This is a genomic window from Mycobacterium sp. (genome assembly GCF_035499775.1).
GTDB lineage: Bacteria > Actinomycetota > Actinomycetes > Mycobacteriales > Mycobacteriaceae > Mycobacterium.
This window is the reverse complement of sequence record NZ_DATJYB010000055.1, coordinates 1-6494: the sequence shown is the minus strand read 5'-3', so window position 1 is coordinate 6494 and position 6494 is coordinate 1. Positions and strand designations below refer to the sequence as shown.

The 6494-nt window shown below is 65.7% G+C and carries 4 protein-coding genes and 1 pseudogene; 1 reads left to right on the top strand and 4 read right to left on the bottom strand.

Going from position 1 to position 6494, the window contains the following annotated elements:
* The coding region (locus VML93_RS03425) for an MMPL family transporter (RefSeq protein ID WP_325607699.1) at positions 1-2409 on the top strand (2409 nt) is incomplete at its 5' end.
* Between the two features lie 90 nt (positions 2410-2499).
* On the opposite strand, the gene VML93_RS03420 is transcribed toward VML93_RS03425, so the two are convergent.
* The 4 genes and pseudogenes from VML93_RS03420 to VML93_RS03405 form a co-directional block, all read right to left on the bottom strand.
* Positions 2500-3183, bottom strand: coding sequence for a response regulator (locus VML93_RS03420; protein ID WP_325607696.1), 684 nt, complete (start codon positions 3181-3183; stop codon positions 2500-2502).
* Positions 3165-4865, bottom strand: coding sequence for a sensor histidine kinase (locus VML93_RS03415; protein WP_325607694.1), 1701 nt, complete (start codon positions 4863-4865; stop codon positions 3165-3167). Before VML93_RS03415 ends, VML93_RS03420 begins: the two co-directional genes overlap by 19 nt.
* A 47-nt stretch (positions 4866-4912) precedes the next feature.
* Complete coding sequence (locus VML93_RS03410; protein ID WP_325607692.1) at positions 4913-5731, bottom strand: alpha/beta hydrolase; 819 nt, start codon at positions 5729-5731, stop codon at positions 4913-4915.
* Positions 5732-5744: 13 nt separating this feature from the next.
* A pseudogene (locus VML93_RS03405) lies at positions 5745-6494 on the bottom strand (SDR family NAD(P)-dependent oxidoreductase); the annotation flags it as partial.

The following is a 6494-nucleotide window of genomic DNA, read 5'->3' as shown; positions in this document are numbered from 1 at the left end:
CAGATCGGGCTCGGGGTTTCGCCGCTGACGATCGCGTTGATGACGGCGATGATCGCGGGCGCCGGCACCGACTACGCCGTCTTCTTGATCAGCCGCTACCACGAGTACATCCGGTCCGGCATTGATTCCGACCAGGCGGTGAAGAAAGCACTGAGCTCCATCGGCGAGGTCATCGCGGCTTCGGCAGCCACCGTTGGCGTCACCTTCCTCGGCATGTACTTCACCCAGCTGCCCGCGTTCACGAGTATCGGCCCGGCACTTGCGGTTTCGATCGGAATCGCGTTCCTTGCCGCGGTCACGCTGCTGCCCGCCGTACTGGTGCTCACCGGTCGACGCGGCTGGATCACGCCACGAGCGGCCCTCACCGGCCGCATGTGGCAGCGCTCGGCGATCCACCTGGTTCGTCGTCCCAAAGCGCACCTGGTGGTCAGCCTGTCGCTGTTGCTCGTGTTGGCGGGCTGCGCGGCGTTCCTGCAGCCCACCTTCAACGACCGCCTGCAATTGCCGGAGTCGGCGCCGAGCAACGTCGGCTTTAACACGATGACCGACCACTTTTCGACGGCCACGCTGCTGCCGCAATACATCTACGTCCGCTCGTCGCAGGACCTGCGGACATCGCGGGCCCTGGCCGACCTGGACCAGATGGCGCAACGTGTGTCGCAGCTGCCCAATATCGCTGCGGTGCGCGGCATCACCCGACCCACCGGCCAGCCGCTGGACCAGGCGAAGGTGAGCTATCAGGCCGGAGAGGTCGGGTCCAAGCTCGGAGACGCCTCGACACAGATCAGCGACAGAAGCGCAGACCTCGACGCGCTGACCAATGGCGCTGACCAACTGGCGGCAGCCCTCGCCCAGGTGCGCGACGAAATCCGTAACGCCAGCGGGCCGATGACCCAGATGACCGCAACGCTGGCGCAGGTGCAGCAGCAGCTTGGCGCGGCGGCCACGATGCTGGACAACCTACGCGGGCTCGCGAACGGATCCGCTGCCACGGCCGTCAACGGCGCCGCCGGCGCAGTGGGCCCGATGCTCAACGCGCTGAACAACATGCCGCTGTGCAACGTCGACCCGTCCTGCAGCGCCGCGCGCGCCCAGCTCCAACAGCTCGCCCAGGGTGCTAACACCGGCGCGCTGCAAAGTCTGCAAGGGGCAATGCAGGGTCTGACCGCGCAATTGGCAGCGGCATCGAGCAGCCTGCGGTCCATGGGTGGCAGCACCGCCGGCATGACGCAGAAGATCGCGCAAATGCAGACGGCTTCCGAGCAGCTGGCCGATGGCAGCCGGCGGCTGGCTGACGGTGTGCGGATGCTCGTCGACCAGGTGAAGAAGATGGGTGTGGGCATGAACCAGGCCGCAGAGTTCCTGACGTCGATGAAGCGCGACGCCACAACACCTGCGATGGCGGGCATGTACATTCCGCCCCAGGTGCTCACGTCGGACGACTTCAAGAAGGCCGCGAAGATGTTCTTCTCGCCCGACGGCCATTCGGTGCGCTACCTGGTCGAAACCAAACTCGACCCGTTCAGCCCGGCCGCGATGGACCAGGTGACATCGATTCTCGACGCGGCTCGCAGTGCGCAGCCGAACACCTCCCTTGCGGATGCGTCGATTTCGATCGTCGGCACGACCGCGACGTACCAGGCGATGCGCGGCTACTACAACCACGACCTTCACCTGATCATCGTCATGACGCTGCTGGTCGTGCTGCTCATCCTGATCCTGTTGCTGCGGGCGATCGTGGCACCGCTGTACCTGATTGCCTCCGTGGTGATCTCGTACATGTCGGCGGTGGGCGTGGGAGTCATCTTCTTCCAGTGGATACTGCAGCAGCCGCTGAACTGGAGTGTGCAGGCAGTGGCGTTCATCGTGCTGGTCGCCGTGGGCGCGGACTATAACCTGTTGCTGATCACGCGAATTCGCGAAGAGTCGCGCGTCGGCATCCGCTCCGGCATCATTCGTGCGGTCCGCTCGACGGGTGGGGTCATCACCTCGGCCGGCCTCATCTTCGCCGCCTCGATGTTCGGCCTGGTGTTCGGCAGCCTTACGACCATGACCCAAATCGGGTTCATCGTCGGCATGGGCCTGCTGATCGACACGTTCGTGGTTCGCACCGTGACGGTGCCGGCCATGGCGGCGCTGATCGGGAAGGCGAACTGGTGGCCCTCCAAGGCAATTCGCACCACCCTGGCCCACCGGACCGCAGCGGTCAAGGGCGACAGCACCGACAGCACCGAAGCGGTGCCCGGCACTGTCGAAACTCCGGTCCAGCCGGTCACCGGCCACAATCCGGAGGACTGCTCTCATCAGTTGGCTGTCGACAACATTCACCGTTCGGCGGCTCGCCGGCGGCGCGCACTTGCCCGGCACGACAAGAAAGTTCGTCGTCCGTCGGTCGCCGGCGCGAAATAGCAGGGATGTGAGAAGAAAATGCGCCAGCTCGTCGATCTGCTCGACGAGCTGGCGCTTTTCGGCGAGCGTATGGCGGGAGTTACCCGGCCGTCAGCGGGTGGGACGAGTTGGCCGCTGCTCGTTCGCTGCGAATTCCTGCTCGGGCCGGCCGGTGGTGCCGTAACGCAGCCCGACCTTGACCTGGCGGGCGGTCGCCAACGACGCCAGATACCGTTGCGCGGTTGCCCGTGATATCCCGATCGCCGACGAGACCTCCGCCGCCGACATCGGCTGCTCCGATGTTCGCAAGGCATCCAGCACAAGCTGTTTGGTGGATGATGCGGCGATCGTCGGGGGCGCGGGGGCGGCGATTTTGGGGCGAAGAGCATCGAGTGCCGCATCCACATCGCCGGCGCTGAGGTTGGCGCGGGCCAGGATCTTGCGGTACCGAGCATAGCCCGCCAGGCGGGCGGCGAGCTCGGTGGTCGGAAAAGGCTTGACGAGGTAGCTCAGCGCCCCGGCGGCCATGGCGGCGCGGATGGTGACCGCCTCGGTCGCCGCCGACAAAATCATGCTGTCGCCGCGTAGTTCGCGGACGAAGTCGACTCCGGACCCGTCCGGCAGGTAGACGTCGACCAGGGCAAGGTCGACTTCCGGGGCCTTTCGCGCGGCCGCGAGGGTGTTGGCGGTGCCACTCACCGAGAAGCCGGGAAATGTGTTTACGACCTCGGCGTGCATGTTGGCGACGCGGAAGTCGTCGTCGACCACCAGCACCGTCAGGTCTGCATCGCCCATTGCGCCTCCTCCTCGATCTCTTCCAGCACGCCTGGCAGCCAGGCCATGAACTCCGCGCCCGGCAACCGGGGCTCCCCGTCGGTGTCACCCGAGCTGAACAACCACAGGTCGCCTCCGAGCGAGCGGCTGATCTGGCGCGACAAGGCAAGCCCCAGACCCCGGCCGCCCGGTATCCCGGAATCCGGCTTGGTCGTTCTGCCTTCGGTGAACAGATCGTCGACGAACTCGGGTGCCACACCGTCGCCGCTGTCGCTGACTATCACATGCAATGTCGAACCTTCTTGCAGCAGTTCGACTTCCACCTCTTTGATGGGGTTCTTGCCCAACCGCGCCGCGTCGATCGCGTTGTCCAGCAGGTTACCCAAAACGGTGGTGACGTCGACAGGCAATACCAGCCGTCCAGTCACCAGGGTGTTCTCACCGATCTTCAGGTTGACGGCCGCTTCCCTGGCGGACGCCGCCTTGGCGGCCAGGAATGCCTGCAGGAAGGCATCGCGGATGGTGTCGATACCCGGTATCGCGGATCCCAGCGGGCCCGACCCGAGGAGCTCTTCCAGATATTCCAATCCCTCGTCGACGTGACCGCTGTGCAGCAGCCCGTTCAGCAGATGCAGACGGTTGGCGAATTCGTGGCGCTGCGCGCGCAGCACCGTGCTCATCAGCTGCACCGCATCGAGTTGCCGGGTCAGGGACTCGACATCGGTTCGATCGCGGGCCACCAGAACGGTCCCCAGCTCGCGTCCGTCGCGCGACACCGGCCGCGCCGAGACCACGACGACCCGTTCACCGACCGTTGCCAGCACGGGCGCCGAATCGGCGGCCTTGAATACGTCGAGCACCCGTGGGGTCAGCCCGATTTCGTCGACGTCTTTGCCGGTTTCGGCATCGATGTCAAGCAGTCGGCACCCCTTGTCGTTGACGAAGGTGGTCTTCCACGACGTGTCGGCCGCCAGCACGCCCTCGCCGATACCTTCCAGCACCACAGCCTGGGCGCGTAACAGCTCGGTCATTTCGGTCGGTCGCAAACCGTGGGTCAGCCCTCGCCACCGTCGGGCCAGGGCCGCCGTGCCGCCGGCGCCGACCAGCATCGCCACCGCTCCCAACCCGGCCAAGACGAACAGGTTGTGCACGAACTGGTTATGCATCTCCAGCGTGGAGATGCCAACGCTGACCATGCCCAACACGCGGTTGGAACCCGGCTCCAACACTGGGACTTTGGCGACTATCGCCCGCCCCAGGGTGCCGGATTGACGAACCACCTGTTCTCGTCCGGACAGCGCCATGCTGGGATCGGTGCTAACCCGTTGACCCAATTTGGCGCGATCGGGATGTGCCAGCCGCACGCCCTCGGTATTGGTGATTACCACGAACATCACCTCGGTGCGCGCCCTGACGCGCAGCGCGTTGGTCTGCAGCGGACCGTTCGCCAGCTCGTTGACGAGTTCGGCCCCGGGGTCCAGCGGGACGTTGTCATAGCGGGAGATGTTGGTGAGTACCACAGGGGCGGTGGCCACTACCCGCGCGATGTCCAATGCGTGGTTGCTGTACTGGCTATATAGGCGCTGGCGGTTGAACTCGGCGAACATCGCGAACGCGATGACCAACGTCAATGTCACGATGGCGACTTGCAGCAACACAATCTGGGTGGCAAGCCGCAAGTTGACCCGGCCCCTGTCAGCCATGGAGAGACCTTACCACCGCCGATGAGCAAAATGCGCAAAAGTCGGAATCACAGATGTGCCAGGAGTCGCTCGGCAAACGTCTCGGGATGCTCACGATGCATGAAGTGCCCGCCCGGGACCTCCTCGACGATGTACTCGTTCTCGAACATCCGGGCGGCGCCGCGATAGTCCGACGGCGCGGCTATCGGATCGTGGAGACCGGCAAACACGACCGTCGGCACGGTGATTCGCGCCTTCAGCGATGCGCTGGGGATGGGGGAGAGCTTGCGGTAATAGCCGAAGGCCGCATTCAGGCTGGCCCGGTTTGAGAAGCTGGCGCGCACGGCGTCGAACTCCGCCGGGTCGGGATTCCACTGCGGGGACCAGCGCCGACAGATGGCGGCAAGCGCAGCAAAGTCGTTGCGCGCGAAGCGGTCTGGGGCTCCCGGCAACTTGTAGACCGCGAAGTGGCGGACGCCCCACAGCTTCTTCAGCGACGGCTTGAGCGCCGCCGGGTGCGGAATGCCAATAACGAAAAGCTTTTTCACCCGATCCGGGCCGAGCGCGGCGGCGCCGTATGCGGCCGCGGCCCCCCAGTCGTGACCGATGACGACCGCGTCAGGCGCGCCGAGCGCTTCGATCAACGCCAGCGGATCGCGCGCCAGGGTCTCCTGGTCGGCGTCTCGATCCGGGATCCCCGACGGATGGTATCCGCGCATGAACGGGCTGACCGCGCGAAAGCCCTTGGCGGCAATCAGCGGACGAAGGTGGTCCCAGGTATGCGCGGTGTCCGGGAACCCGTGCAGCATGAGCACCAGCGGCCCGGTGCCCTCCTCGAGATACGCGAATGTCAGCCCGTTCGCATCGACGGTTTGGATCTCGCTCATTCCTCGGCTCCTTTCACACCACTGCTCCACCGTTGACGCCAAGCACCTGACCGGTGATGAATCCCGCCTCCTCCGAGCACAGAAAGCCCACCGCGGCCGCGACGTCGTCGGAAGAACCCATGTGGCCCACCGGGATACGCTTGGCCAGTTGCTCCGGTGAGCCCAGCCTGCCTTCGGCCTGCGCCTGGCGTGACATCGGGGTATCGATGCTTGAGGGAGGGATGTTGTTGACCGTGATCCCTTTCGACGCGTACTCGCTGGAAAGCGATTTGGTCAACGTGATGACGGCGCCCTTGGATGCGGCGTAGTGCGCCATGTAGGGGGAGCCGCGTTGTGCGCTCGACGAGGAGATCATCACCACGCGGCCCCAGCCCGCGGCCACCATGTCCGGCGTCGGTGTGTTCGAGCCACCTGACAGCAGTGAAATGTTCCGGTCAGGTTGATGTCGATGATCTCCGACCAGGCCTCGACGGTGATGTCGGCGAAACGCGAGAAGCCGGTCTTGCCGGCACTCGTCACCAGCACGGCGACGGGCCCCAGTTCGGCCCGCACCGTGGCGAACGCCCCCTCCACGGCACTGCGGTCGGTGACGTCGACCTCCACGCCCAACGCCGTGACGCCCGCCGAGCGCAACTCTTCGGCGACCCGGCCCGCGGCCTCGCCGTCGACGTCGAGCACGGCGACTTTGAGGCCGCGTCGGCCCAGCTCGTGGCAGGTGGCTTCACCCATGCCCGACGCGCCGCCGGTCACCACCGCAACGCGG

Excerpts from the sequence above, each read along its gene's own strand:
- VML93_RS03420 (WP_325607696.1), bottom strand. The coding sequence starts at position 3,183 with ATGGGCGATGCAGACCTGACGGTGCTGGTGGTCGACGACGACTTCCGC.
- VML93_RS03415 (WP_325607694.1), bottom strand. The coding sequence starts at position 4,865 with ATGGCTGACAGGGGCCGGGTCAACTTGCGGCTTGCCACCCAGATTGTG.
- VML93_RS03410 (WP_325607692.1), bottom strand. The coding sequence starts at position 5,731 with ATGAGCGAGATCCAAACCGTCGATGCGAACGGGCTGACATTCGCGTAT.